The sequence below is a fragment of the Thermoleptolyngbya sp. PKUAC-SCTB121 genome (assembly GCF_016919485.1).
Lineage (GTDB): Bacteria > Cyanobacteriota > Cyanobacteriia > Elainellales > Elainellaceae > Thermoleptolyngbya > Thermoleptolyngbya sichuanensis.
In genome coordinates this window covers 1,350,493-1,375,524 of sequence record NZ_CP070366.1, presented here as the reverse complement: position 1 = coordinate 1,375,524, position 25,032 = coordinate 1,350,493, and the positions used below count along the sequence as shown (strand labels likewise).

Here is a 25,032-nt window from a genome sequence, read left to right as displayed (position 1 = left end):
TAGGCATAAGTTAGGCACAGTTAGGCACAGTTAGGCACTGCGGAGGGCAACAATGGGGTCAAGCTTGGCGGCCTGGCGGGCGGGAACCACGCCGAAGAAGAGGCCTATGCCACCCGATACACCCACCGCTAGAAGAATGGCGGTGGGAGAAACGCCCGCCTTGAGCGGGGTCAGCGCACCGGCTAGGGACACACCGCCGATGCCGATCAGGGTTCCTGCCACGCCGCCCAGCACGGCCAGGATGGTTGCCTCGATCATAAACTGCACCAGAATGTCTTGCTGGGATGCGCCGATTGCCTTCCTGAGGCCGATTTCCTGGGTGCGCTCGCGGACAGAGACGAGCATGATGTTCATGATGCCGATGCCGCCGACGAGGAGCGAAATTCCGGCGATCGCCGCCAGCATGATGGTCAGCGCCCCGGTAACATTGCCCACAATCTCCAGCGCGTCTTTTTGGCTGCGAACCGTAAAGTCATCTTCAGATACGATTCTGTGGCGCAATCGAAGCAGATTCGTCACCTGAAACTGGGCCGCACCAATGGACTGCTCATCCCGCGACATGATGGAAATAAAGGTGACTTCTGTGCCGTAGGGCGACGAGTTGCCTGTAATCTGCGACGACATGGTGGTGATGGGGATATAGGCCACGTCATCCTGGTTATTACCTAAGAATGCGCCCTTCGCCTCCATCACGCCCACGACCTGAAAGGTGAGATTTTTAATCCGAATCGTTTGCCCCAGCGGGTCAGCGTCGCCAAACAGGCTGCGGGCCAGGTCAGCCCCCAGCGCCACCGAGCGGTTTCCCCGCTGCACGTCCATATCCGTGAGGAAGCGACCCCGTGCCACTGGGAAGCTCCGCACTGTGCTGAATTCAGGAGTCGTGCCCACGATTAGGGCGCTGGTGCGGCGGTTGCCTTGGGTGACGGTCTGCTGGGTTTGCAGTTGGGGCGCAACGCCGATGACCGTGGGAACCTGGGAGGCGATCGCCTCTGCATCTTCTAGCGTCAGGGTGCGCGGTGTTTCTAGCGTGCGCTGACGAGACGAGTCACTGCCGGGAATCACAAACAGCACGTTCGGCCCCAGCGACTCAAACTGTTCGGACGCATAGCGCTGCGCCCCCTGGCCCACGCCCACCATCGTAATCACCGAGGCATTCCCAATGATGATGCCCAGCATGGTCAACGCACTGCGGAGCTTATTGGCTTTGAGGGTTTTCACCGCCATTGCGGTGCTTTCGAGTAAGTCCATAGATCCTCCCTATTGCGGCTGCATCCACTCGCGGGCATACTGCGGGGGCAAATCGATAAAGACGCGATCGCCCGGTTCGATGCCGTCTAGAATCTGGGTCTGGTTGCCGACGGCAGTGCCCAGCGTAACAGGGCGAAATTCGGGTCGATTTCGCTCACCGGGAACCAGCACCCCGTTCTGCCCATCCTTCGTGACGATCGCCACCGTCGGAACCACGACCGCGCTATCGAGGCGATCGCCCAAAAAGTCCAGATCCACATTCATGCCCGACAGCAACCTGTCTTGCCCCGTCAGCAGGCGAATCCGCACCTGAAAGGAGGTGACGTTTTGCCGCACCACCGCCTCCGGAGCCACCAGCCGCACTTCACCCGTGAACACCTGATTAGGCAGGGCATCGGCACGAATTTCTACCGTTTGGCCGGGGCGAATTTGCCCGATGTCTACCTCTGGCACATCTGCCAGGATTTCTAGCCCGCTGGCGATCGCCACAATCGCGGTCGAAGTAGCAGAAGTTGCGTCCGAAGCCGAAGTCGTCGGCGTGACGAACGCCCCCTCCGTCGCATATTTCTGAGTCACAATGCCGTCAAAGGGGGCCCGCAGCACTGTGTCCTCTTGCTGCACTTCTACGCTGCGGAGATTGCCTAAGGCGCTGGCCAACTGGGCTTCTGCCTGGGCAATGTCTTCGGCGCGGCTGCCGTTGCGAGACAGATTCAGGCTCTGCTCCGCGGCCCGCAGGCTGGCCTGGGTTTGCTCCAGGTTGGCGCGGGCACTGTTGGCTTCACGCACCACTTCATCCAGCGCATCGCGGGAAATTGCGCCCTGGCTGGCCAGCGATCGGTTCCGCTCTAGCCGCTGATTCGCCAACTGCACGCGGGTTTCGGCATCGCGCACCTGGGCCCGGGCCCGCTCCACTTCGGCCTGGCGCTGGGCAATTTCTTCGGGACGATTGCCCGATCGCACTTCTGCCAGTCGGGCCTGCGCTTCGGCAACCTGGGCCCGCGCCTGCATCATTCGCGCCGCCACGTCTTCACTCTCCATGCGGGCGATGATCTGCCCTTCCCGGACGCGATCGCCCTGTTCCACCAGCAGTTCTCGCAAAATACCCGTCGCCTTGGGGCTGATATTCACCGTTTGCACAGGCTGCACCCTGCCGTTGGCGGTAATTCGCACCGTCAGGGCTTGCGATTCCACGGGCACCGTCAGCGCCGCCACATCAGGAATCGTCGCACTCTGTCGCGCCACCAGCGCCGCCGTCGTACCCGTGCCAATCAAACCCGCCGCTACCAATCCCCACAGCCAGGGATTGCTGGGCTGAACTTTGCCGATCATAGGGAGTCGCATGGTCATTTTAGGGATTGGGTTAGGGATTGGGGGTGTTGGAATTGGGAGGATTGAGAGATTCGCAGAGGGGATGAGAAACAAAATTAAAAGGGGGCTAGCAGTCCTCTCATTTTGGTCATCTGCTACTACTCCACCGCCATCTTTCGGCGATGCTCAATCCAGCGCTGATGCACACGGGGCAGCTCTTGCTCCCAAAAGGCATGGTAGTCGTGCATTTCGCGGAGGCGCTGCTGGGATTCGGGCGGCTGGGTTTTGAGCAGGTCGAGGCCGCGTTCGGAGAGCTTGCGGAAGGCGGCGATGCGGGCAAGCTGCTGTTCATGAAGCTGTGACCAGGCGTGGGGCTTGATCTGAAAAAAATCGCGGCGATCGCCCGGCAGCGGCAGTCGCTCAATCAGCCCAAGCTGGATCAGCAGGCGCGTCATCGAGCTAATGGACCCTTTGCTGGCTTGCAGCACCTCCGCCAGTTCGCCACTGGACTGGTGCGGCGGTTGAGAAATCAGCAGCCAGCCAAAGATGCGCCCGGCCATGCGGGGCAGCCCAATCAGTTCAAACATCAGCCCCACTTCTTCGACAAAATGCGTATGCTCGAACGGCTGCTCTCGGTTCAACGGCTTCCACCTCACGTTAGATCTTAACGATACTTAACACGAATCGCCCTCAGTTTGGAATGTTCAGTAATCACTGAACTTTTTGAATAAATAATTAGGAAGGTAAGCATTTCTCCCCATAGCTTCACTTTAACCTGAAGACATTCCTGACGGCTCCTCCGGATATCCTCACCTGACCGGAGGAATTTGCTGGCAGCAATGGGATCACGGCTCGTCTGTTCTGCGCCAGATCAGGATCGAGCCGTCGGCACTGCCGCTGGCCAGGATGCGCTGCGGTTCCAGAAAACCAACAGCGGTGACGGCGGCTTCGTGCCCGTCCAGCACGGCGAGAAGCTGTCTGGTTTCTACATTCCACAGGCGAACCGTGCGATCGCCACCACTAGCCACCGCGTTTCGGCTATGACCCGACGAGATGCCCGTGACGGCGGCCGCGTGACCAGCAAGCGTTGCCACAAGGCGATCGCCCACCCTGTCCCAGATTCGCAGGGTGCGATCCTGACAGCCCAAAATTAACCGCGAATCATCTGCCGTGAAGGTCATCGCTGAAATGCCACCGCAGGGCCAATCCAGCGTCCGCATCGGGCGGTTCAAGCTCAGGTTCCAAAGCACCAGAGAACCGTTGCCGCTGGCGATCGCCAGGGTGCGTCCGTCGGGGTTAATTTCGAGGGCAGAAACGGATGTTTTTTGCCAGTTCAAGCCTTTCACCAACTTGCCCGATCGCAAATCCCAAAAGGTAATGCTGCCGTCTTTGCTGGCGACGATTAGAATCGGCTGATGCGGATGAAAGGTGATGTCGGCGATCGCCTCTGCATTGGGTCTGAGCGTTTTGAGCAAAGCGCCCGTCCGCAAATGCCAGAGTTTGACTTCAGGCATGGCATTAGCGCTGGCTAGAATTTCGCCATTTGCGCTAAGAGCCAGCGAGGCGATTGCCGCTGATCGGGTTTCTAATGTAACCAATAAGGTGCCTTTTAGCGGATTCCAAAGCTGAATTGATCCGTCTTTGCTAGCGCTGATCAGGCTCTTTCCATTTGGGGAAAATAACAGACCTGTGACTTCATCATGATGTGGCTCCAGGGGATGAACCCACTGCCAAATTTGACTTTTGGAGTTTTCTGGAGTCAGAACTTCGGAAACAATTTCGGGTTCAGATTGAGCCGTTCGATCCGATCGGGAGGTACGGTTTTGGGACGTAAGTCCTAGTGCTTTTGCTTTTCTCAGGTCTGATTCTGCCCCTAGCTCTAACCCCATCAAAGAATAGACAAAGCCCCGATGTCGATAGGCTTCTGCATAGTTGGGATTGAGCTTGATAGCGCTGCTGAAATGGGCGATCGCCTCTTCATATTTTCCGGCCTTGGTCAATTCAGCCCCCATCTGGTAAAGCGCTTCTGCGGCCGATGCCCCTGAAGTGTAGATTTTGGTCTGTGCCGACGAGGATTTAGATGACGAATGATTTGCGGTTGGGTCTGAGTTTTCGCGCTCTTGAGACTGTCCTCCTGCCTCGGTTTGAGGAGAGGGATTTTCGATTAGAAACGCCTTGATTTTTTGATAGGCTTCATTGATTTTTTTGAGTTCCTCTTCGGCCTGTTTCTTTTGTTGAGGATCACGAAACTGATCGGGATGCCAGCGCTTTGCCAGGGCCCGATAGGCGGCCTTTACGTCGGCTTCGGATGCGCCAACTTTGAGATCAAGACGCTCGTAATAGGACTGAATTTCTGCCATATTTCGATACTTCAGTTGGCACACGGATGACCTGCGGGTTGTCCTGCCAGGGGTTGCCGATCGGGTGGCATGGTCTAGTATTCACAGGAATCGTGAGTGGGCAATCAGGAGTGGGAAATCAGAACGGGGCAATCAGGAGCGGGCAATCAGGAGCGAGTAATCTGAACAAGCGCAATGGCTCAATTCAGATAGGGCAAGTATCAGATAGGGCAAGTAGGACAGCAGACGCAAATTGTGGGCTATGAGAAAATCTGTCCTGCTGTTGCAGGAATTTGGGAGCGGCCTTGCTAGAGTCATCAGAAGTCGCTCCTTACTGAACGTCGCCACCCATGAATGCCGTTGACCTTGCCTTTACCCCAGCGCTAGAACAGGCCCGTCTGATTCGGAGCCGCGAGGTGTCGCCTCTGGAATTGGTAGAGCTATACCTGGAGCGGATCGAGCGGCTCAATCCCTTGCTGGGCAGCTATTTCACCGTGATGGCCGAGGCGGCGATCGCCACGGCAAAAGACCAGACCGAGCGGCTCCTCCAGGCAGACCCCAGTGAACTGCCGCCGTTTTTGGGGGTTCCTATCTCTATTAAAGATCTGACCCCGGTGGCGGGTGAGTGCTGTAGCTATGGTTTGAGCGTGGCAAAGAATCGAGTCGCTGCCGAAGATGCGGGCGTGGTGACGCGGCTGCGGCAGGCGGGCTTCGTGCTTCTGGGCAAAACAGCCACCTCAGAGATTGGCTCCACGCCCTTTACGGAGCCACGCGGCTTTCCACCCGCCCGCAATCCCTGGAATCCGGACTATACACCGGGTGGCTCTAGCGGCGGCGCGGCGGCCTCGGTGGCGGCGGGTTTGGCGGCGATCGCCCAGGGCACAGATGGCGGCGGCTCGATTCGCGGGCCCGCGTTTTGCTGCGGGCTGGTGGGGCTAAAGCCCGCACGAGGGCGGGTGTCGCTAGCTCCGGTGGGCGATCGCATGAACGGGCTGTCTACCGATGGCCCCATCGCCCGCACGGTGGCAGATGCCGCAGCCCTGCTGGACGTAATGGCGGGCTATACCGTGGGCGATCCCTACTGGCTGCCCGATCCCGAACCCAGTTTCCTGGCAGCAGTAGGGCGATCGCCCGGTCGCCTGCGGATTGGCTATACTACGGACTTTTCGCCCATCGGGGCTGCCGATGCCGCCTGCACCCAGGCCGTGCTGGACACGGCAAAGCAACTGGAGGCGCTGGGCCACACGGTCGAACCTGTGCAGATTGACCTGAATCAATTGGTGGAGCCGCTGATCGCTGTTTGGCAAACGGGCGTAGACGTCGGCGTGCCGTGGTTTGTGATGGGCAAGCTGAATCGCTGGCTCTACTGGCGATCGCGCAAACGCAGTGCCGGACAATACCTGACCGCAGTGAACCAGATGCAGATCGCCGCTCGCCAGATTGTCGCAACGCTGTTGCCCTACGATGCCGCCCTGTTTCCCGTGTTTCTCCACCCCACGATTCGCGTGGGGGAATGGGCCAGCCTGCCTGCCCACAAAATGTTTCAAAACATCGTCCACTGGGTTGCGCCCAGCCCCATCTTGAACGCGACTGGGCAACCGGGCATTGCCCTCCCGACGGGATTCACCGAAACCGGATTGCCTATCGGTGTTCAACTTGTGGGGCGACCCGCCGACGAAGTGACGCTCATTTCCCTGGCAGCACAGCTAGAGCAAGACCAGCCGTGGATTCAGCACCGGCCGGCGATCGCCACCACCTAGAACGGGTTTTCCTGCAAATTTTGCTGTAAAGCAGGGCTGACCCCTTGGCCAGCCCCGCAAACAATGCTCTGAATTGGAGACTTTCGAGCTTAGACTCCGACGAACCTAGAACCGACCGGTTTCTCGTGGCGTGCCGGTAAGTCCAGACTGATCCAGGAACAGGTTTTGGGCAGAGTCGTTTTGGTAAATGCAGGTGACGCGCACATTCTCGCCACCCTTCTGGATGTCGCCCGTAAAGCCGAAGGTATTCAAACGGCGACGGCACTCATTTACTTCCTGCGCGTTTACCACGTTCGCCTTTTCCAAAATCGACCAGTTGCTACTCCGCAGCACGCAGCCGGGCTGCATCACCGGACGCGACACGTACACGCTAAACGGGTTTAGCGTCAAAAACGCCCGCATATCCATCGTGATGGCGCTGGCTCCGTATTGCACGCAGATATCGGCATTGGGGGCGCTGCGGTCGATCACTTCCCGCGAGGCGACGTTCTCAGTGCCAAAGTTTGCTGTCGAGCTAAAGGCAATGCCAAGCCCGATGCCCAGAATCAACACGGCAGCCATCAGCATGGCTGTGCCGTAGTTAATGGCTGAGCCGAGGGGCGATCGCTTGGGTTCGTCATCCATGTAGCGGGAAGAGGGGGGACGCTGGGGTGCCTTGGGTCTACGTGCCATAGGGAAATATCTGGAAAAGCACAAGGACTGAAGAAGCGAGGACTGGTGGTTTGCCCAATCCTTTCATCCAGTTTAGTGCCTCGCTTGGGAAATCGACAGGCACGGGGACAGGAATCGAAAAACAGGGTTTGGGGAAAGGGGCAAGTCGAGAGTTTCGAGATTCTAGGAAACAACGGCAGCGGTTTACGAATTGCAACAAAACCGGGCATCATATAAGAAGAGGTAATACCTGGCTATCACGGCTTTGGAATGATTTAACGCTGCGTTCTGGTTTGCCACTGGTTTGCCACTGGTTTGCCACTCGTTCGCCATTGGTTCGCCATTCGTTCGTCACTGGTTCGCCACTGTCGCACTCCGCACTCTGCCATGCCCCGTCGCCGCCCCGTATATCAGGCAATTTTGCTCGTCGATGGCTACAACGTGATTGGAGCCTGGGACGTGCTGCGGCAACTGCGCGATCGCCACGGGCTAGAAGAAGCGCGGCGCGGGCTGGTGGAATCGCTGGTGGGCTACAGCGCCTTTCAGGGCTTTAACACGCAGGTCGTGTTCGACGCGCAATATCAGGACACGCCGGGCAGCCGCGAAATTATCACCGAAAATCTCTGCATCTGCTATACCGACTTTCAGCAAACGGCAGATACCTTTATCGAACTAGCCTGCTCTCGCTTTCGCAACGATCTGCGGAAATATGAGCAGCGGCTGATTGTGGCCACCTCTGACCGGGCGCAGCAGCAGACGGTCATTGGCTACGGCGCAGAACTGATGTCCGCCCAACGGCTCCTTTCGGACGTGGAGGCGGCAGAGCGGCGGGTGCGGCAGCGACAGTTTACCAAGGGGCGATCGCCCGGCCGCTTCCTGGCCAACTCCCTCGACCCACAGGCGCGTGAAAAACTCTCTCGGCTCCGGTTTGGGGAGTTGGAGCCTGAACAGCCCTAAATTGCCTTTCAGCACCCCAAGCCTCCATCTCTCCCGCTTCTCTTTTCGTTCTTCTTTCTTCGTTTTTCGTTCTTCATTTTCCCTTCTTCCCAATGGCTCCAAAAACACTCCTCCAAAAAAATCTCAAAAAAACTGCGGTTCGCCCTTGCCAATCGGCCGTTTTGATCTGCTAATATGAGATTCGCGTTCCTCAGTAGCTCAGTGGTAGAGCGGTCGGCTGTTAACCGATTGGTCGCTGGTTCGAATCCAGCCTGGGGAGTTTTTTGAATCCTGTGCCATGCTCTCTTCTGCGGTGGTTGATGCGTCGAGTCAGGGCTGGCGAAAGGTCTGGGGGTTAGACCCTGCTTTTACATTCCTGAACCACGGCTCCTTTGGCGCGTGTCCGCTGGCCGTGCAGCAGCGGCAGCAGGCGCTTCGGCAGCAGCTAGAGGCGCAGCCCGTGCAGTTCTTTGGGCGATCGCTCGAACCCTTGCTAGACGAGTCGCGGGCGGTGCTGGCGGCGTTTGTGGGGGCGAGTCCCGCCGATTTAGCCTTTGTGCCCAATGCCACGACGGGCGTGAACACCGTGCTGCGATCGCTCTCGTTTCGCCCTGGCGACGAACTGCTGACCACGAACCACGAGTACAACGCCTCTCGCAATGCGCTAGAGTTTGTCGCCCAGCGGAGCGGCGCAACGGTCGTGGTAGCAGACATTCCCTTTCCGCTGAGCAGCCCCGCACAGGTGGTCGAGCGCGTGTTGAGCAAGGTCTCTAACCGAACCCGGCTGTTGCTGATCGACCATGTGTCTAGCCAGACGGCGCTGGTGTTGCCGATTTCGCCGCTGATTCGGGCGCTTGCGGATCAGGGCATCGACACGCTGGTAGACGGGGCCCATGCACCTGGCATGATTCCGCTGGCGCTGAACGACCTGGGTGCGGCCTATTACACAGGCAACTGCCACAAGTGGCTCTGTGCGCCCAAAGGAGCGGCATTTCTCTATGTGCGGGCTGATCGGCGCGATTGCATTCGGCCGCTGGTGATTAGCCACGGAGCCAATTCTCCCCGGCGCGATCGCCCCTTCTTTCATCTGGAATTTGACTGGACAGGCACAGGCGACCCCACGCCGTTTCTCTGCGTGGGCACGGCGATTCTGTACCTGGCGACGCTGCTGCCCGGCGGCTGGGCAGACATCATGGCGCAAAACCGGGCGCTGGCGCTGTGGGCGCGAGAACGGCTGAGCCAGCGGTTGGGGTTGGGGTTGCCCTGTCCCGACGAGATGATCGGCTCGATGGCGACGCTGCCCCTGCCGGAGGGCGATGCCGACTCACTCTACCGGGCGCTAGTAGAAGACCACGCCATTGAAATTCCCGTGATCCCCTGGCAGGGCGTGTCTAATCGGCTGATTCGCCTGTCGGCGCAGCTTTACAACACGCCCGCAGACTATGATCGGTTGGCAGATGTCCTTGCGCTATTGCTTGCCAAACCCCAGTGACCGATCGCCCTGATGCCATGTTCAGAAATCGACTTGCCACCCAGGGGCGATCGCTCCTCTGGCTGTTGGGGTGGACGCTGCTGGGGCTGGCGCTGCGGTTTGCCCGCCTGTCGGACAAAGCCCCCTGGACGGACGAATTTTCCACGATGGTGTTTAGCCTGGGCAACAGCTTCCGCACCGTGCCGCTAGACCGCGTGATTTCTCTATCAGACCTGATGCAGCCGCTCGTGCCCAATCCCAATGCAGGCGAGGGCGATGTAGTGCAAACCCTGCTGAGCGAGAGCAACCATCCGCCGCTGTATTTTGCGCTGACGCACCTCTGGCTGCGGCTGTTTTCTCCCGATGGAGGGTATGTCTCGCTGTGGGGCGTGCGATCGCTCTCTGCCTTCTTCGGCACGCTGACGATTCCCGCTGCCTTTGGGCTGGGCTGGCTGGCCTTTCGCACTCGCCCCGCTGCCCACCTGACTGCCCTGCTCATGGCGGTGTCGCCCTTTGGCGTGTATCTGGCGCAGGAGGCGCGGCACTACACGCTGCCTGTGCTGTGGGTGATGGCCTCCCTGGCTTGCCTGCTGGCGACCGTTCGCGCTTTGCAAACCGAGAGAGTGCCAGCGCTCTGGCTCTGCGGCGCGTGGATTTTGGTGAACGGGCTGGGGCTGGCGACGCATTATTTTGTGGCGATCGCCCTTGCTGCCGAAGCGTTGACCCTAGTCGGATTGGCGCTCTTTCAACTCCGGCAGGGCAAATTTCGCCTGAATGCGGGCTGGCGGCGAGTGCTGGCGGTGGGGGGGGGCACGCTGCTCAGTGGGTTGGTGTGGCTGCCAACGCTTCAGGGCACGCAAGAATCGGAGCTAACCCGCTGGATCGTGCGGCGCGATCGCACGGGGCTGGCGTGGCTCACTCCCCTGGGGCAATTGCTCAGCGGGCTGGTCAGTATGCTTTATTTGCTGCCTGTCCAAGCAACGCCGCCGACTGTCGCCTATGCCTCGGTGCTGGCGCTGGTGGGGCTGGCGCTGTGGACGGCTGCCAAACTCACGGCTGGCCTGCGGCTCCAGGTTCAGAAAACGCCTGATTCCGTCCTGCCGCTGGGGGGCGTGGTGCTAAGTGCGATCGCCCTGTTTTTGCTGATCACCTATGGCTTTCAGCGCGACCTGACCGTGGCATTTCGCTATCAGTTTGTGGTTTACCCGGCGGTCATGGTGCTGGTTGCAGGAGGATTCGCGGCCCTGTGGCAACAGGGGCAGCGGCGGGTAATTCTTCTGGTAGCCCTGCTGGGGCTGCTGGGCAGCCTTACGGTGCTGGCGAACCTGGGCTTCCAAAAAACGCACCGGCCCGACCTGCTGGCTCAGCGGATTCGGGAGAATACCCGCTTTCCCGCTCTGGTGGCGATCGCCCACCGCACGCATGGGCAAACGGGTCGGCTGATGGGCGTGGCGTGGTCATGGCGATCGCAGTTTGCCGATGGCCCCGAACCGCGTTTTCTGCTGGCGCATCAGGAGTCCCCCAGAGCGGCGATCGCCCCCAGTATTCTCAGCGCTGTCGCACCCCAGCCCCGCCCGTTCGACCTCTGGCTGCTGAATATCGAAATTCCCCAGCGTCCGGCGCTGCTTCGGGAACTGGCACAACAAAACTGCACCGTGCTAGACGACGGCACGGAAGACGGCTATCGGCTGCACCACCTCCGCTGCGAGGGCTAGATCTTTGCGGCAAGGCGCTGCATGAGCTGTGGCGCAGTCAACACACCCTCAATCCGATCCACAGGCTGCCCCTGCTTAAACAGCACCAGCGTCGGCAGCGCGTAGACCTGGTACTTTGAGGCCAAATCTGGATAGGCTTCGGTGTTGATTTTCACGACCCGCAGCTTGGATTTCATCCGGGCGTTCACATCTTCGAGAATTTTGCCCATCATCTGGCAGGGGCCACACCACGTCGCATAAAAGTCCACCAGCACGGGCTTCTCCGACTGATCGATCATCTCTTGAAAACTGCCAAAGGCTTTCTTGACGGCCATCGTCGCATCCTCCGTTAAATAGGGCTTGGGGGCTGCTATTTCCTCCATCCTAGTGAGGATTTTGGGCTACGGGGGGCGGTTTTCTGGCGATGCATGGCGGGTTTTCTCGCCAGGATTGCCCCCGCCCCGCGCTTCTGGATTTCGGGACTCGCCTTAGAACGAGTTACGTCTTGCGGGTGCAGCCTGCGAGACATCCAGACAACCCCCCAGAAAGCAGGTCTTAACGGCGTAACGCCTGTGGGATAAGATGAACTCTGGATTTTCGAGAAACGGCTATGACAATACAACGGTTAGCAGGACAGGTCGCCATCGTGACGGGCGCATCGCGGGGAATTGGACGGGCGATCGCCCTGGCCCTGGCCGCAGAGGGCGCAAAGGTCGCCGTCAACTACGCCAGTTCCAGCGGGGCGGCCGATGCGGTGGTGGCGGAGATTGCGGGCGCAGGCAGCGAGGCGATTGCCCTGCAAGCCGATGTGTCGAAGGCGGATCAGGTGGATGCGCTGTTCAACGCCGTCATGGAGAAATGGGGGCGGGTCGATGTGCTGGTAAACAATGCAGGCATTACCCGCGACACGCTGCTGCTGCGGATGAAGCCAGAGGACTGGCAGGCCGTCATCGACCTGAACCTGACGGGCGTGTTTCTCTGTACCCGCGCCGCCAGCAAGATCATGCTGAAGCAAAAGTCTGGGCGGATCATCAACATTAGCTCGGTCGTGGGGCTGATGGGCAATCCCGGCCAGGCGAACTACAGCGCCGCCAAAGCAGGCGTGATTGGCTTTACCAAGAGTGTCGCCAAGGAACTGGCCCCGCGTGGGATTACCGTGAATGCGATCGCCCCTGGGTTCATCGCCACTGACATGACCCACGGGCTAAACAGCGAGGATATTTTGAAGTTCATTCCGCTGGGGCGCTATGGCCAGGCCGAAGAGGTCGCAGGTGCAACTCGATTTCTCGCGGCTGACCCCGCCGCCGCCTACATCACCGGGCAAGTGCTGAATGTGGATGGCGGCATGGTGATGGATTAGCGCCCTAGATTAGCACCCCCGATTAGCGCAATAAATTAGCGCCCCACCTTCGGGACTAGGCTTCAATTCAAAAGCCTCAATTCAAAAGCCTCTGAGGGAGTGAGCGACAGGACGACGCTTGACCTCAGAGGCTTCTAGGTTAATAGAGGGAACCGAGCAAAGGGCGATCGCCCCGCCAGAATCCTATCTCAATGCTTAACTTGATGCTCAACGACTGATCACACTAGGCAGACGCGGTTTCCGCCGCCGGATACACGCTCACCTTCTTGCGGCTCTTGCCCTTTCGCTCAAACGTCACCACGCCGTCAATCAGCGCAAACAGGGTGTCATCGCTGCCGATGCCAACGTTGAAGCCGGGGTGAACCTTGGTGCCACGCTGACGCACCAGGATGCTGCCTGCGGTCACGGTTTGTCCACCGTAGCGCTTCACGCCAAGGCGCTGTGCATTAGAGTCGCGGCCGTTGCGAGTGCTGCCAGTTCCTTTCTTGTGTGCCATGATTCCTGCCCTTCTCTAAATCAACAAACTCAATCCACAAACTCACGTCTCAAAACTAGAAACTGCGCTCCAGCTTACCCTCTAGGCTTCTGCGTCGTCTGCCGCAGGTTCCGGGGCAGGTTCCACCAGCTCAGTCGCCTGAACAACTTCTGTTTTCTTTGCAGCGGCCAGAGTCGTGCCGCCCAGGTTGATCGCGTCGATCATCAGGCGGGTCAGATCTTGGCGATGGCCTTGCTTCTTGCGGGTTTTCTTTTTGGGGCGCATCTTGTAGACGATGATTTTGCGGGCCCGCAGATGGCGCAGGACAGTCGCTTCGACGGTTGCCCCAGCCACCAAAGGCTGCCCCACCGAAATTTCGCCGTCGTTTTCAACAAACAGCACCCGATCCAGGGTGACTTTTTCGTTTTCGCCCACATCCAGGCGGTTCACGTCGTAGAACCGGCCCGGCTCTACCCGCAGTTGGGTTCCACTCGTTTCGACAATTGCGTAGGTCATTTTCGTAAAGCGATCGCCGTACAGGCCGCACCAGGGAAAGGCGTTAAGCCATGTCCTTTGTGCTGTTTGGAACCTGATCCGAGCGCATGAATAACAGTTAACTATTCTCGCCAAGAATCTGCCAAAGTGTCAAGTTCGCTTTCGTTTCCACCAGGGGATCTATAGTAAATGAGTAATGCGGTGCGAAGAATCGCGTCTGAACATGACAGCGCTATGGTTGCTGGCAATTTCATCTATCGCGGCTTAAAAAACGGCTTGATTCGGCTTATAAAGCTGCACTCGGTTAAAGGGCACTTGGGCTGGGCAGCGGGGTCGGCGCTGGTGGTGCCGCTGTGGTCGATGCCGATTTTGCCTGTGGAGGCGTTTGAGATGGAGGCGATCGCCCCCCTGCCGCCACTGATGCCGCTGCTGTCTACGGTAAGCTTGCCCCCCGCTTCGACAGATCCGCCGCCCGAATCGCCCCAGTATTTACCGAATTTCCCTTCCTTCAACAGCCAGCGGCTTGACCACCAGATTCGGCTCTATTCGCACTATGTGATGACCGAGGGCACGCCTGACGTGCTGATCATCGGCAGTTCGCGGGCGTTGCAGGGCATCGACCCGGCGGTGCTGCGACAGGCACTCGCAGAACGGGGCCGCCCCAACCTGCGGATTTACAATTTCAGCATCAACGGCGCGACGGCTCGCGTCATGGATCTGGTGGTGCGCCAAGTGCTGCCGCCCGACCGCCTGCCGCGGCTGATTATCTGGGCGGACGGGCTGCGGGCGTTTAATAGCGCCAAGGCAGACGTGACGTTTAACGGCATCGCATCTTCAGCAGGCTATCGCCAGTTGGCGGCGCGTGTGCGGACGATTCCGCCGGAGCCTGTGCCCGCGTCGCAGGCGATCGCCGAGCAGCCGCCCGAAATTTGCCTGGAGATTCCGCCGATTCCGGTACTGGCAAAGCCTGTGGGCAACCCAGCGGTCCTCGGCGCAACGGCGCAAGCATCGACCCCCGTCCCCACGACCGCGCGATCGCCCGCTGCAACCACGGGGCAAGTCACGGGGCAAGTCACAGGGCAAGTCACGGAGCAAATTTCTGGAGGCGATCGAAAAGAAGAAAAAGGTCAAACGCCTCACCTAGAGCCTGTTCCATCCTCCTCTGTAGATTGGTCGAATCCCGACGCGGCGAACTTTTTCCTGGATCTTCAGTCCACGCTGACACCGTTGCAGGGGGTTCCTGATTTGACCGATCCACAGCGGGCGTTTCCGGGGGATGCGCTGCTAGCGGAGTCGCCCGTCTGTCTATCTTTTCTCGATCCAACGTTGCCCGCGCCGAGCCAAGTAGCCTCGGTGGTGGTGTTGCCCGATGTGCCTGCAAATTCGGGACTGCGGGCGGATGGCTTCGAGGCGATCGCCACCCAGTTCAACCCCGCCATGTATTACCGCCAGTTTCCCCGCGTTGCGGGCCAATACGACAGCAACTACACGCCGTTTCAGCTTACTGGCTCCCAGACCCAGGCGACGGTGGCGCTGGCCAGCTATGTGCGCGATCGCCAGATTCCCCTTGTATTCGTCAGCCTGCCGCTGACTCAGGACTACCTCGACCCGCTGCGTCGTCGCCGCGAGCAGCAGTTTCGCCAGCATATGCAGCAAATCGCCACCCAGCAGCGGTTTCTCTTCCGCGACCTGAGCCTACTCTGGCCCACGCGCAATCAATACTTCGCCGACCCCAGCCACCTGAATCAAGATGGTGCCGCAGCGGTCGCTCGTCACCTAGCCCAAGATCCGAGTATTCCCTGGCCATCGCCCCAGCCCTAATCTGAGAGCGTTGTGGGGTTCACAGCAGTTTTTCCAGCGGTTTATCGGATTTGTGAAGCCCGTCTGTGTAAAGTAACGGCCTGCAGGGCGATCGCCTTCTGTAAATTTCGGGTGGAGGAGGGCGATCGCCCCTGTTGCCATCTCCGGGAAACCGGGCACACTAGACCTAGAGATTCGTTACAGCCAAACTGTAAAATTCGCAATCCTACTGGGCAATCCTACTGGCTTCTCATGACACAGGTTCAGGAAATCTAGAGCCTGAATCCGCTCAAACTCTGTTCAAACTCTCTGGTTCCAGGATGTTAGACCCAACTGATCTGGTCTAGCGTACATTGCATCCTTAGAGATTCACCTTTGAAAGTGCGTCAAAGTGCATCTTTGAAGATAACCCCCACAGTTCTGCAATACACGCCATGCCCCAACATCAAACGCTTTTATCCAGTGTCAAACCCAGTGTTAAACCCAGCGTCAAACAGCCAGCCGCAGTGTATCTGGCAGAGTTTGCCTACTTGGGCACAACCGAGCTAGCCGATGAACTGCTCATTCAAGCCGAATCTGCCAAGCAAGCAAGACGATTCGCAAAAGAATACGCCGCCCATTGGGGCATTGAGTTATTTGCGATTACCCAAGCAACTAAGCAGCAAGTCCGCCTGTATCGACTGCTGGGCAGATCCGTTTTGCTGAGTGCAGCCTGAAGACGATTCGTGCATCAAGATTGGGGCATCAGCGGGCATCAGATCGGGCATTAGATAGGGCGCATTAGATCTTTAGTTTGGACTAACTGGCATCACAATAATGCTCAACAGGATGCCATAAAGAATCTGCTCAACCGTTCATAACAGTTGAACTTAAGGAATTGGATACAATCCTGCTCGCAGTTAAGCTGCTGTTGCAACCGGACTGTTCAGGGATTGTTCGGATGTCTTGCGTTTCGAGGCTCGTTTTTTGACCATCGGATAGCAGGGACGAGGAGTTGGCTTGTGCCCCTTGCCTCGTCCTGGCGATTTACCACGAGGTTTAGGCGCAGGAGCAGGGGTGCCAATCGCTGCCAAAATGCCTGCAAACGCTTGTGCGACCCGACCCGGAGTCAACGTTTCTTGCGGTGCCTGCCAGGGCAAGGGGTGGTCAGTACAGTCCTTTCGCGCTAACCACAACTGCCAACTGAGCAACGGCATCAGGCTGCTCCACTGTTCGGTTGCCGATACAGAACTGAACTGGGGATGTGTCCAATATAGCCTCTGCTTGGCAAAGCGATACCAGTGTTCAATGGCAAAGCGACGGAGGTAGTGCAACCACAGGGTTTCTAACGGAGGCATCTGCTCACCCAGCCAAACTAACCACAAAGGAGCCAAGCGTCGCGTGCTGCTCTGTGTCTCCAGCACCTCCACGCGCAACACTTCCATTGCCCGTTTTGGGGATTTGCGGAAATGGTATGCACTCCAACGACTGACCCGCACTCGTCCCCAGTTGGGATCATCGACTTCAACGGTTTCGACCGGGACACTCCAAGTGTCAGGGTCATTGAGTTTCATCTTATGTCCATGCTTGGCAGGTGCGCCTCGCCCTCGATACGCTGGGGGCGCGCCATAGACACATCGATTGGATGTAACCCGCAGCAGCAAGTCTGCCTCAATCCCTGCCGTTTGGTTGACAAAACTGGCATTGCCGTACCCTCGGTCGTAGATCGCCAACGGACGCACCGCTAACTGCCGAGTCACTTGTTTGAGTTGGAATGCCGCTTTACTGGCGGGTGTTTCAAAGCTGGTGATGCGCTCATGCCGCAATGGTAATGCCCAACTGCCCCTGTCTTCAGCAATCCAGGCTAAGGTACTGTAGTTTTGTCCGGCTATCGGGGCATGTCCTGTTCTGCCTGATAAGGTGCGGTCTTTCAAACGCCTGGCAGCAGGACGGTTCCACCGACTCGCATCACCTGCCAACAACGGTTGCTGCTGAGTCGGTATCTGCTGCACCAACAGCTTCAGCACCTTTGATCGGGGTAGGCGGCTATCGCGCAACGCTTCATAGGGGCTCGACCACTGGCGACGAAAGACAGGACTCTGCGATAGCCTCACAAACGACACGATGCACGCACTCACTAACACGGCATCCATCAGATCAAACAGGGCATCTCTGGCGTTTCCCAAGCTGGCATACAACGTTTGGCGAAATTGCTGAAGTTCGTTGAAAATCATGGGGTCAATGTTGGTTGTACTTCATTGACCTTACGGCAGTCGGTGCTTCTCATTGACTGCCTTCCTCTTCACCATTAGTCCAAACTAAAGTTAGATAGGGCGGCGATCGCCTCGCAATGATGGCAATGAAAATGCGGCAAATGAGCGAGAGAAATCTCATCTGCCGCACTAATAGAAACGATCCCAGGGACGACTGAACAAAGGGTATTGAGCAAGGTATATTGCCGAAACCTTGTTGATCAACCCTTGATCACATCGGGTGCATCCCACTTTTGTAACCCTCACCCTAAATCCCTCTCCCAAAGCGGGAGAGGGACTTTCAATCCGGCTCCCCTGCTCCATTTTAGGGAGAAGGGGCTGGGGTGATGAGGGCAAACTTGCAGAACTGGAATGCGCCTGATCACATCAATCCTTTATCAACCCTTTATCAATCGAAGTATGCGATCGAAGTGTGCATAGAGAGCACCTGACCTAACTGCCTGACGACCCGAAATCTTGGGTAGAGGATTCACGGTCAGGAAGTTCGGTGTCAGGAAACCCTGATTGATTAACCTGTGGCTACTCTTCAACTACGCCGTCTTCATCGATTTGCTTTAGGCGAATATGCTTTCGCCCAAGAGAAATCTCAAACTCGTCTCCGGGCTGCAAATTCATCTGCTTAGTGTAGGCAGAGCCAATCAGCAAGTTTCCGTTAGACTGCACCGTAATGCGATAGCTAGCGCTGCGTCCGCCGCGACCATTTGTCGCAGATTTGCTGTCTAGCTCAATTCCCTCAGCATCAATCAACGCATTCAGGAATTTCATCATATTGACCCGCTCTACACCATTTTTAGTGACGGTATAGTATCCGCACTCCCTAGCCTTCTCTTCCTTGGTAAGATTTTCCAGTTGCTTCACCTTAGCCAACAGAGATTCTCCTGTCAGTGGCTCGATCTTCTTTTTTCTACTCATTCACTTAAACTCTAAAACGAGCGACTTAGAAACATTGCGCCTTGCCTAGCCGAAGACCCCATTCATCTGGTACTTCTATTCAGGACATTGCTCTAGCTTTTGACTTCACAGCGTTTGCCTGCTAGCTGAAGCATACCCTCTATGCCCTGTGCAAGGATCATGATATTCACATCCTTCACTTGCTTTAGACATGCCTCAGAAACGCTGTAGCTTGCCCCCATGTTACAACGAGATAGATAAAGCCATACATTTTTCTAAGCAGCGTTCGAGAAAGCTCATTTCACTCTGGCGCTAGAGCGATTTCACCTTCTGATCGCGGCTAAATGTTTAGCCAAACCATTGCTTGTCAGCAGTTGTCCATATAGATGAGCCATTCATTAACCCATCTACATAGACGATGAGTTTATATCAAATAACGAGTTTGGAACCAACTTTTTTGACAGGGCTTGTAGGCAAATTGAATCTAACCCGTTTGGTCATCTTCAGGAGGACCGTGGGCAGCCTGGGGGTAGCAATCAGAAACCGGCTTAAGATCGGTGCATCAAGATAGCTTCTGAGGCAGATATCTCCGCTTACTTGCATGACTGACTGGCTGAACGGAATCGACTGGCTTTATGAGCGGAGTCACTACTAGCAATCTCAGCGCGAAGGTGCATCCCACTTTTGTAACCCTCACCCTCAATCCCCTCCCAAAGCGAGAGAGGGACTTCCAATCCGGCTCCCCTTCTCCCTTTTGGGAAGAAAGGGCTGGGGGATGAGGGCAAACTTGCAGAACTGGGATGTGTCCCAGCGCGATCGCCCCCTTCCCTAGCTCAGGGCAGACGCATACTTAGGGCGCGAGGAGGTGAGGGAGGAATCGTCCCATGCAGCACGGTTAATATCCAGGGGTTTGGCAATTCTTCATAGAACTACGCCAAAACCGGAGCCTGCCAGATAGAATCAGGTCAGTGCAACCGCAGTTAGGATTCTTTAGTTAGGATTCTTTGTCAGGCTCTTTTTTGTAGAACTCTTTGTCAGACTTTGTATTGTCGGACTCTTTGTTGAACCGTGGGGGAGGAGGCAGCGTGGACGAGCTAAGGGCAGCGTTGGAACTGGCGACCGAAGAGGAATTGGAAGTGCTGACTGAGATCCTGTTCTGCCGCAAGCTGAACCCGCTGGACTATGTGTATACGCCCGACCCCGTGGCGGTGTGTAGCCAGGAGCGCGATCGCTGGCTGAGCGATTTGGAGCAGCGCTTTCGGTTTTTGGCGGCGGACGGGATGACGGTGTTGCAGGGCAAGACGCGCCACGTCACCTATCGCCAGGTCTTGATCCAGATCTGCCGCTATCTGCGAATCCCCTATTCCCTCAGCCTGTCTACTGCTGAGCTAGAAGCGGAGATTTTTCTGACGTTGCTCCAGCGGGCGTGGCAGCAGTTGCCCCCGGCTGAGCAGCGGGTATTAAACAGCGAATTGCAGGAGTCGCTGTCCCATTCTGAGCTAACTCGCCAACTTCCGCCGTCGCTGCAAACCAACCCATCCAGCCTGCTGATGAAGGGCGGTAGTGCGCTGGCGCTGAGTGCGGTGGTGCGGCCGTGGCTGCTGCAAATGATGGCGCGTCAGTTTACGCTACACGCGGCGACCTATCAAGCAGCAAAACAGGCCGGCGGGGCGATCGCCAATCAGGTTGCGGTGCGGGCTGCCTATCGCGGCATGGCCGCCAGCGCTGCTCGATATGGGGCTGTGCGCTCGGTGCTGGCGGTGCTGGGGCCAGCGCTGTGGGCCTGGTTCTTTGCAGATTTGGGCTGGCGGGCGATCGCCACCAACTATGCCCGCGTCATCCCTGTCGTCTTCACCCTGGCCCAAATCCGCCTGATTCGCGCCGCCGAATGCCCCGTCTAGACCTGCACCCTCCCCGTTAAGAGACCTAGTTATCTAAGCCATCATTAAAGCCATCATGTTGACCCTGGAAGGAACTGTTGAAAAATCTACCCTCGGCATGGGCGCGTGGGCGCTGAAGACCGAGCAGGGCACCTATGAGATCATGAAAAACGCGCCAGAGGGCTTGCTGAAGGCGGGTCAGCAGGTGCGCGTGACGGGCAAGGTACGCGACGATGTGATGTCGATTGCCATGATTGGCCCGGTTTTGGAGGTGAGTGGGTTTGAGGTGATGGGATCTTGAGGTGATAGGATCTTGAGGGCGTGGGATCGTAGCAGGATTGCCGGAGGACGCGGCTTTCTGGTTCTACCCCCTTCCGTCCATTGGCCCTAGCTCCGGAATCCTGGCTGCTTTTTGTGTAGTTAGTAAATACTCTCGTGTGATATCGGATAGAGATATCATTAGAGCGATCGCCCTTTAGATTTACAGCTATGCTCCAGCCTCCTCCGGTTGCATCTCCCGCCCGGTCTACCCCTCCTGAAAAGTCGGTTTATCGCTTCAAAACTGGATCGCGTCTGATTTTAACTTCGGGCGCATTGGCGCTGCTGAGTTTGGGCGGGTGGGCAGTGTATGCCTGGGTGACCAGTCGGGGGGCCGAGCCAGTAGCGGTGCGCCTGTTGACGATAGAGCGGGATACCGTAGAAACCGTCATTAACGAAAGCGGCACGCTGGAGCTGGGCGGGCAGCAAACCCTGCTGTCGCCGCTGGAAGGGGCAGTAGAGCAAGTGCTAGTGGCTCCGGGCGATCGCATCGAGCAGGGGCAAACGCTGATCGTGTTGCGGAATCCCGATCGCCAAACGGCCCTGCTAGAGCAGGAATTGCAAGCTGCAAAGCAGGCGGAAACCCTGGCCCGCAGCCAGATGCAAATTGACGAAGCCAGGGCACAACTGAGCGCCGACCAGGAGCAATTGACGACGCTGCAAGGGCTGGCCAACGCAGGCGCAATTTCGCGGGAACGGGTGCAGCAGCAGGCTACAGAGGTGCGGCGATCGCTGGCAGCGCTGCGGGATGCAGAAACGGCCGTAAAGACGGCTCGATTAGAACTCCAGAGTTTGCAGTTGCAGCAGCGGCGCACCCAGCAGGAACTTCAGGACACCATCATTGCGGCACCGAGGGACGGCGTGGTGTTGGGGCTGAGCGTGAAAGACGGGGACGGCGTAGAGCGCCGGACGGAGTTGCTGACGCTGGGCGATCCGCGCCAGGAATTGGTGAAGTTGCAGCTTTCCACGTTGAATGCGACGCAGGTGCGACCCGGACAAACGGCGCGGGTGACGGTGATTGGGCCCGACCCAACGGTGTATCTAGGGCGCGTGGTGGAGTTGTATCCGCAGGCGATCGCCTCTGAGTCTGGTGATTCCCAATCTGCCCAGACCACCGTGCCGACGACGATTCGCCTCGATCGCCCAACAGGAACCCTAATTCCTGGCAGTTCGGTCAATGTGGAACTGGTGCTACAACAGCGCCAGAATGCCGTGACGCTGGAGATCGAGGCGTTGCAGCGCAATGGCGCAAATTCGTTCGTCTGGCTGATGGACGGCAACGGGCGGGCCCAACAGCAGCCCGTGGAACTGGGGCTGGAGGGACTGACGGAGGTAGAAGTGACGAGGGGACTGCGGCCGGGCGATCGCGTCATTGTGCCGCCGCCGGACGTGCTGCTGACTCCGGGAATGCCCGTTGTGCCTGCAAACTCGTTAGATACATCTGGCGGCAACGCGGAACCGGAATCGACGGAGGATGAACCGTGAGCCTTGCGCCAGGAGATTTGCTGATGCTGACCTGGCGATCGCTGCGCGGCAACCCCGTGCGATCGCTCCTGACGACCCTGGGCACGCTGATGGGTGTTGCTGCCGTTAGTGCCACGCTAAACGTCGGCGACATTAGCCGCGCCGTGATTGCCCGCCGCCTGACCGACCAGGAAGCTCCCCAGGTGACGGCGATTCCAGAGTGGATGGGTGGCAATGATTGGGTGTCGCTTCAGCAGAGCGATATTGCCTACTTGCAGCAGCGCTTGCCTCAGGCGGCCGTGGTCAGCGGGCTAAAGTGGGACGGGCCGAGAGAGGCGCTATTCCGCGATCGCCGCGCCCGGCCCAGCTTCGTTGCAGTAGACACCGACTATCTCCGCAGTTCTGGCAATCGGTTGCAGGCAGGGCGATTTTTTACGTCCGCTGATCTGGCGGCTTACCGTCCGGTTGCCGTGATCGATCAGATGCTAGCGGCATCCCTGTTTCAAGACACCCCGGCGGTCGGAGAGCAGGTTTATGTGAATCGTCAGCCGTTCACTATAGTCGGCGTAATCCATCGCAAAGTCAATCCCGAAAGCACGAATCGAGACGGTCTGTTATTGGTATCGCTATCGTTCTATAGTGCGCTCACGGGCGATCGCGGCATGGATGCCGTGCGCGTTCGTCCCAAGCAGCTTGACCAGATCAAACCGCTGGAAGATCAGATGAAGACGCTGATGCAACAGCGCTACGGGGGGCATCGATTTTACACCTGGAATAACGTTGAAGAGATCTTGCAGCAGCAAGACCTGCTGAAGCTGACTTCCCGAGCCCTAGCGGCTGTCGGCGCAATTTCGCTGCTGGTGGGCGGGGTTGGCATTGCCAATATCATGATTGCTGCCGTAACCGAGCGCACATCGGAAATTGGCATCCGCCGTGCCATTGGCGCAACCCAGCAGGAGATTCTGGTGCAGTTTGTGCTGGAAGCAGTGCTGCTGAGTTCGATGGGGGGGCTGGTGGCGATCGCCTCGGTTCACGGACTCACGCTACTCGTCGCCCAACAGTTTGATCTGCCCTACCAATTCAACCCCCGCACTGCTACGGTAGCCATGAGTTCTGCCCTGCTCGTTGGCATCGGAGCTAGTCTGTTTCCTGCCCTGCGCGCCAGCCGCCTCGACCCGGTAACCGCGCTCAGGGAATAAGCGGTTGGGCATTCAGGCTAAAATCCTAACCTGCGATATCCTAAGGGTGATGCCCGATTTTAACGTTTACGTATGACCCAACGTTCCGATCGAATCTGCATTCTGGGCGGCGGGTTTGGAGGGCTATACACTGCCCTGCGCCTCAGCCAGTTGCCCTGGACGGACGCAAAGCCAGAGATTGTGCTGGTAGATCAGCGCGATCGCTTCCTGTTTTTGCCGCTGCTCTACGAACTGGTGACTGGGGAACTGCAAACCTGGGAAGTGGCCCCTCCGTTTTCTGAACTGCTGGCCAACACAGGCATCCAGTTTCGCCAGGGAGCCGTTGCCCACATCGATGTCACCGCGCGTCAGGTTCAGCTTCAGGATGGCGCAACGCTGGACTATGACCGCCTCGTGCTGGCGCTGGGCGGCGAAACGCCCCTGACGATGGCTCCTGGCGTAGCAGAACACGCCATTCCCTTCCGCTCGATTGACGATGCCTATCGGCTGCAAGAGCGGCTAAGAATCCTCGAAGCCTCTCCCGCTGACCGGGTTCGTGTGGCCATTGTGGGCGCGGGCTACAGCGGCGTGGAACTGGCCTGCAAGCTGGCAGACCGGCTGGGCGATCGCGGCCGGGTGCGCCTCGTGGAGTTGGGCGACCAGATCTTGAGAAACTCTCCCAGCTTTAACCGCGACGCTGCGACAAAAGCATTGGAAAAGCGCGGAGTCTGGATCGATCTGGAAACCCAGGTGACCGAGGTGACCGCAGACAGCATCTCGCTAGACTATCGCGGCAAGGTGGACACCCTTCCGGTAGACATTGTGATGTGGACGGTGGGCAACAAAGTGCCAGACTTTGTGAAAAGCCTGCCTCTGCCCCAGACCGAGCGCGGGCAACTCCTCGTCACCCCGACCCTGCAAGTGGTAGACTATCCTGAAATCTTTGCGCTGGGCGACCTGGCCGAGATGAAGGATGCCGACGGGCAAAAAGTGCCTGCAACGGCTCAGGCCGCGTTTCAGGCAGCAGACTATGCGGGGTGGAATGTGTGGGCCTCTCTGAGCGATCGCCCCCTGTTGCCCTTCCGCTATCAGCACTTAGGCGAGATGCTCTCTCTTGGCACCACAGAAGCCACCCTCACGGGCCTCGGCGTTTCCCTCGACGGCCCCGCCGCGCATCTCTTTCGTCGCCTTGCCTACCTCTATCGAATGCCCACCTTCGACCATCAAATCAAAGTAGGGCTGAACTGGATCACGAAACCGATTCGGGATCTGCTGGCAAGCTGAAGGGGAAGAAGGAAGAAGGAAGAACGAAGAGAGAAGAGCGAAAAAAGAAGAGATTCTGTTCTGTGTTCTTTCCAGCTCCTGCTTTAGCGCCCCTTGGGGCTGCTTCGCTCGTCTCTCCCCAGCGCATTAATCCGCCAACCCCAACCCCCAACTTTCACACTTCCTTCTTCCCTCTTCGTTCTTCCCTCTTCCTTTTTCGTTCTTCCTTCTTCGTTCTTCCCTCTTCGT

Annotated in this window: 22 protein-coding genes and 1 tRNA gene; 13 read left to right on the top strand and 10 right to left on the bottom strand. The window is 57.9% G+C overall.

Features of this window, described 5'->3' with window-relative positions; all coding sequences use genetic code 11:
* Positions 1–30: 30 nt before the first annotated feature.
* From JTM80_RS05710 to JTM80_RS05695, 4 genes are all read right to left on the bottom strand, one after another.
* Entirely contained in the window at positions 31–1,248 is a 1,218-nt protein-coding gene (locus JTM80_RS05710) for an ABC transporter permease (RefSeq protein WP_205370762.1), read from the bottom strand.
* 9 nt (positions 1,249–1,257) lie between these two features.
* On the bottom strand, positions 1,258–2,589 hold the full coding sequence (locus tag JTM80_RS05705; protein WP_205370760.1) for an efflux RND transporter periplasmic adaptor subunit: 1,332 nt from the start codon (positions 2,587–2,589) through the stop codon (positions 1,258–1,260).
* 125 nt (positions 2,590–2,714) lie between these two features.
* Positions 2,715–3,212 (bottom strand): GbsR/MarR family transcriptional regulator, encoded by a 498-nt coding sequence (locus JTM80_RS05700; protein ID WP_205370758.1) that lies wholly within the window; start codon positions 3,210–3,212, stop codon positions 2,715–2,717.
* Positions 3,213–3,401: 189 nt separating this feature from the next.
* On the bottom strand, positions 3,402–4,916 hold the full coding sequence (locus JTM80_RS05695; protein ID WP_172357627.1) for a DnaJ domain-containing protein: 1,515 nt from the start codon (positions 4,914–4,916) through the stop codon (positions 3,402–3,404).
* 329 nt (positions 4,917–5,245) lie between these two features.
* On the opposite strand from JTM80_RS05695, the gene JTM80_RS05690 reads away from it, so the two are divergent.
* Positions 5,246–6,655, top strand: a complete 1,410-nt coding sequence (locus JTM80_RS05690; protein WP_172357629.1) for an amidase — start codon at positions 5,246–5,248, stop codon at positions 6,653–6,655.
* A 105-nt stretch (positions 6,656–6,760) separates the two neighbouring features.
* On the opposite strand, the gene JTM80_RS05685 is transcribed toward JTM80_RS05690, so the two are convergent.
* Entirely contained in the window at positions 6,761–7,327 is a 567-nt protein-coding gene (locus tag JTM80_RS05685) for a DUF3172 domain-containing protein (protein WP_172357631.1), read from the bottom strand.
* A gap of 366 nt (positions 7,328–7,693) precedes the next feature.
* Between JTM80_RS05685 and JTM80_RS05680 the strand changes: the two genes are divergently transcribed.
* The 4 genes from JTM80_RS05680 (at position 7,694) to JTM80_RS05665 (ending at position 11,428) form a co-directional block, all read left to right on the top strand.
* Positions 7,694–8,263: an NYN domain-containing protein gene (locus JTM80_RS05680; protein WP_172357633.1), complete on the top strand. Its 570-nt coding sequence runs from the start codon at positions 7,694–7,696 to the stop codon at positions 8,261–8,263.
* Between the two features lie 187 nt (positions 8,264–8,450).
* Positions 8,451–8,522: transfer RNA gene (locus JTM80_RS05675), tRNA-Asn, on the top strand.
* 18 nt (positions 8,523–8,540) lie between these two features.
* A complete protein-coding gene (locus tag JTM80_RS05670; protein ID WP_172357635.1) occupies positions 8,541–9,734 on the top strand; it encodes an aminotransferase class V-fold PLP-dependent enzyme in 1,194 nt (397 codons plus the stop codon).
* Positions 9,731–11,428 (top strand): glycosyltransferase family 39 protein, encoded by a 1,698-nt coding sequence (locus tag JTM80_RS05665; RefSeq protein WP_172357637.1) that lies wholly within the window; start codon positions 9,731–9,733, stop codon positions 11,426–11,428. Before JTM80_RS05670 ends, JTM80_RS05665 begins: the two co-directional genes overlap by 4 nt.
* On the opposite strand, the gene trxA is transcribed toward JTM80_RS05665, so the two are convergent.
* Positions 11,425–11,742 carry a thioredoxin gene (trxA, locus tag JTM80_RS05660; protein ID WP_172357639.1) on the bottom strand — a complete coding sequence of 106 codons (318 nt, stop codon included), beginning with the start codon at positions 11,740–11,742 and terminating at the stop codon, positions 11,425–11,427. The genes JTM80_RS05665 and trxA overlap by 4 nt on opposite strands.
* Positions 11,743–12,017: 275 nt before the next feature.
* On the opposite strand from trxA, the gene fabG reads away from it, so the two are divergent.
* Entirely contained in the window at positions 12,018–12,767 is a 750-nt protein-coding gene (gene fabG, locus JTM80_RS05655; protein WP_172357641.1) for a 3-oxoacyl-[acyl-carrier-protein] reductase, read from the top strand.
* A gap of 223 nt (positions 12,768–12,990) precedes the next feature.
* On the opposite strand, the gene rpmA is transcribed toward fabG, so the two are convergent.
* Positions 12,991–13,263, bottom strand: a complete 273-nt coding sequence (rpmA, locus tag JTM80_RS05650; protein ID WP_205370756.1) for a 50S ribosomal protein L27 — start codon at positions 13,261–13,263, stop codon at positions 12,991–12,993.
* 81 nt (positions 13,264–13,344) lie between these two features.
* Positions 13,345–13,758 carry a 50S ribosomal protein L21 gene (rplU, locus tag JTM80_RS05645; RefSeq protein WP_172357645.1) on the bottom strand — a complete coding sequence of 138 codons (414 nt, stop codon included), beginning with the start codon at positions 13,756–13,758 and terminating at the stop codon, positions 13,345–13,347.
* Positions 13,759–13,971: 213 nt separating this feature from the next.
* On the opposite strand from rplU, the gene JTM80_RS05640 reads away from it, so the two are divergent.
* Both JTM80_RS05640 and JTM80_RS05635 read left to right on the top strand, forming a co-directional pair.
* The gene (locus JTM80_RS05640; protein ID WP_205370754.1) at positions 13,972–15,558 is read left to right on the top strand and encodes a hypothetical protein; all 1,587 of its coding nucleotides are present in this window, start codon (positions 13,972–13,974) and stop codon (positions 15,556–15,558) included.
* A gap of 413 nt (positions 15,559–15,971) precedes the next feature.
* Positions 15,972–16,253, top strand: coding sequence for a hypothetical protein (locus JTM80_RS05635; RefSeq protein WP_172357649.1), 282 nt, complete (start codon positions 15,972–15,974; stop codon positions 16,251–16,253).
* Positions 16,254–16,436: 183 nt separating this feature from the next.
* On the opposite strand, the gene JTM80_RS05630 is transcribed toward JTM80_RS05635, so the two are convergent.
* A complete protein-coding gene (locus JTM80_RS05630; protein WP_205369514.1) occupies positions 16,437–17,750 on the bottom strand; it encodes an NF041680 family putative transposase in 1,314 nt (437 codons plus the stop codon).
* A gap of 558 nt (positions 17,751–18,308) precedes the next feature.
* Positions 18,309–18,701, bottom strand: coding sequence for an AbrB family transcriptional regulator (locus JTM80_RS05625; protein WP_172357651.1), 393 nt, complete (start codon positions 18,699–18,701; stop codon positions 18,309–18,311).
* 1,064 nt (positions 18,702–19,765) lie between these two features.
* On the opposite strand from JTM80_RS05625, the gene JTM80_RS05620 reads away from it, so the two are divergent.
* The 5 genes from JTM80_RS05620 (at position 19,766) to JTM80_RS05600 (ending at position 24,804) form a co-directional block, all read left to right on the top strand.
* Positions 19,766–20,581: a YaaW family protein gene (locus tag JTM80_RS05620; RefSeq protein WP_172357653.1), complete on the top strand. Its 816-nt coding sequence runs from the start codon at positions 19,766–19,768 to the stop codon at positions 20,579–20,581.
* Between the two features lie 55 nt (positions 20,582–20,636).
* The gene (locus JTM80_RS05615) at positions 20,637–20,861 is read left to right on the top strand and encodes a hypothetical protein (RefSeq protein WP_228721640.1); all 225 of its coding nucleotides are present in this window, start codon (positions 20,637–20,639) and stop codon (positions 20,859–20,861) included.
* Positions 20,862–21,049: 188 nt separating this feature from the next.
* Positions 21,050–22,363: an efflux RND transporter periplasmic adaptor subunit gene (locus JTM80_RS05610; protein WP_205370752.1), complete on the top strand. Its 1,314-nt coding sequence runs from the start codon at positions 21,050–21,052 to the stop codon at positions 22,361–22,363.
* Positions 22,360–23,541 carry an ABC transporter permease gene (locus JTM80_RS05605; RefSeq protein ID WP_172357657.1) on the top strand — a complete coding sequence of 394 codons (1,182 nt, stop codon included), beginning with the start codon at positions 22,360–22,362 and terminating at the stop codon, positions 23,539–23,541. The genes JTM80_RS05610 and JTM80_RS05605 overlap by 4 nt, the downstream gene beginning before the upstream one ends.
* A gap of 72 nt (positions 23,542–23,613) precedes the next feature.
* Positions 23,614–24,804 (top strand): NAD(P)/FAD-dependent oxidoreductase, encoded by a 1,191-nt coding sequence (locus JTM80_RS05600; RefSeq protein ID WP_205370750.1) that lies wholly within the window; start codon positions 23,614–23,616, stop codon positions 24,802–24,804.
* Positions 24,805–25,032: the final 228 nt, after the last annotated feature.

Coding starts and splice junctions, on each gene's coding strand:
- trxA (WP_172357639.1), bottom strand. CDS start 11,742: ATGGCCGTCAAGAAAGCCTTTGGCAGTTTTCAAGAGATGATCGATCAG.
- JTM80_RS05615 (WP_228721640.1), top strand. CDS start 20,637: ATGTTGACCCTGGAAGGAACTGTTGAAAAATCTACCCTCGGCATGGGC.
- rpmA (WP_205370756.1), bottom strand. CDS start 13,263: ATGGCACACAAGAAAGGAACTGGCAGCACTCGCAACGGCCGCGACTCT.
- JTM80_RS05630 (WP_205369514.1), bottom strand. CDS start 17,750: ATGATTTTCAACGAACTTCAGCAATTTCGCCAAACGTTGTATGCCAGC.
- JTM80_RS05680 (WP_172357633.1), top strand. CDS start 7,694: ATGCCCCGTCGCCGCCCCGTATATCAGGCAATTTTGCTCGTCGATGGC.
- JTM80_RS05640 (WP_205370754.1), top strand. CDS start 13,972: ATGGTTGCTGGCAATTTCATCTATCGCGGCTTAAAAAACGGCTTGATT.
- JTM80_RS05670 (WP_172357635.1), top strand. CDS start 8,541: ATGCTCTCTTCTGCGGTGGTTGATGCGTCGAGTCAGGGCTGGCGAAAG.
- JTM80_RS05600 (WP_205370750.1), top strand. CDS start 23,614: ATGACCCAACGTTCCGATCGAATCTGCATTCTGGGCGGCGGGTTTGGA.
- JTM80_RS05635 (WP_172357649.1), top strand. CDS start 15,972: ATGCCCCAACATCAAACGCTTTTATCCAGTGTCAAACCCAGTGTTAAA.
- JTM80_RS05695 (WP_172357627.1), bottom strand. CDS start 4,916: ATGGCAGAAATTCAGTCCTATTACGAGCGTCTTGATCTCAAAGTTGGC.
- JTM80_RS05685 (WP_172357631.1), bottom strand. CDS start 7,327: ATGGCACGTAGACCCAAGGCACCCCAGCGTCCCCCCTCTTCCCGCTAC.
- fabG (WP_172357641.1), top strand. CDS start 12,018: ATGACAATACAACGGTTAGCAGGACAGGTCGCCATCGTGACGGGCGCA.
- JTM80_RS05710 (WP_205370762.1), bottom strand. CDS start 1,248: ATGGACTTACTCGAAAGCACCGCAATGGCGGTGAAAACCCTCAAAGCC.
- JTM80_RS05610 (WP_205370752.1), top strand. CDS start 21,050: ATGCTCCAGCCTCCTCCGGTTGCATCTCCCGCCCGGTCTACCCCTCCT.
- rplU (WP_172357645.1), bottom strand. CDS start 13,758: ATGACCTACGCAATTGTCGAAACGAGTGGAACCCAACTGCGGGTAGAG.
- JTM80_RS05690 (WP_172357629.1), top strand. CDS start 5,246: ATGAATGCCGTTGACCTTGCCTTTACCCCAGCGCTAGAACAGGCCCGT.
- JTM80_RS05625 (WP_172357651.1), bottom strand. CDS start 18,701: ATGAGTAGAAAAAAGAAGATCGAGCCACTGACAGGAGAATCTCTGTTG.
- JTM80_RS05705 (WP_205370760.1), bottom strand. CDS start 2,589: ATGCGACTCCCTATGATCGGCAAAGTTCAGCCCAGCAATCCCTGGCTG.